This window comes from Pseudoalteromonas rhizosphaerae, from assembly GCF_902498845.1.
Classification (GTDB): domain Bacteria; phylum Pseudomonadota; class Gammaproteobacteria; order Enterobacterales; family Alteromonadaceae; genus Pseudoalteromonas; species Pseudoalteromonas rhizosphaerae.
In genome coordinates this window covers 1-884 of record NZ_CABVLM010000046.1, presented here as the reverse complement: position 1 = coordinate 884, position 884 = coordinate 1, and the positions used below count along the sequence as shown (strand labels likewise).

General features: G+C 37.9%; 1 protein-coding gene. It reads right to left on the bottom strand.

Going from position 1 to position 884, the window contains the following annotated elements; genetic code table 11:
- Nucleotides 1–172: 172 nt before the first annotated feature.
- Entirely contained in the window at nt 173–751 is a 579-nt protein-coding gene (locus PSR9079_RS23375) for a hypothetical protein (RefSeq protein WP_149983456.1), read from the bottom strand.
- Nucleotides 752–884 lie beyond the last annotated feature (133 nt).

The window sequence follows — 884 nt, the reverse complement described above, 5'->3', positions numbered from 1 at the left end:
ACATTACTTGCTTCATCCTATGTATTAACTCGCTCTAATTCGAGCTGAAGTAATTATGGCTTAAAAAGTTAGGCAAGGATCAGTGTGTTTAACTTGACAGTGGGAGTCATACCAACGCCCCAATAAGCCGACGCAAAGAGCGCAGCGAGTTGAGGTCGGCTTAATTGGATTGTTAGGTTTCACTATTACGCCAAACTGGAAAGCGTGCTGCTAATGAAAACCCTAAAGAAATGACGAAACATGCTACAAAAACAGACCAAAAATTACTATTAGCGCACTCTAAAGTATTAGCTTTACACCAGTTGTTATATGGATTGTAAATGACATATATAGAATAAATAGCGCCAATAAGAACAGATAAAATCAAAGCACCTGCGTGAGATGCTAAACGTAATTTAGATAAAACAATTATTATCGGCAGACCTAAAATTATAACCCCTAGCATCATGAAAGGGCCTATAAAAGAAAACATATACAACCAGTAACCGAGAAACGATTTTAACAAAGTAGCATAGTCGATATGACCTTGTTCTACCTTACTAAGTCCAATCATTAATGCTGTGACAAAACAGTATAAGAGGATTGCAAACATTGCCCCACTTAGACCGAGGATCATTCTACGCCCACCAATAACGTCAAAGTTCTTTGGTGCAGCCGAAGCTTTATCAATTCTAAAATATAAAATTAACAGAGTAACCAAACAAAAAAGCATTGGTACCCAAAACATTAATACAACACCGTCACTAGCCATGTGGAAACCTAGACATAATGACTCCCACACGGTGTTAGCCTCCGCTTTTCGTGGGTTAGCTTAATTCAAAGCCAGAGCCATAATTAGTTTGTCAAATAACTAAACAGCAGAGGCTAACATGAATAAACATAGC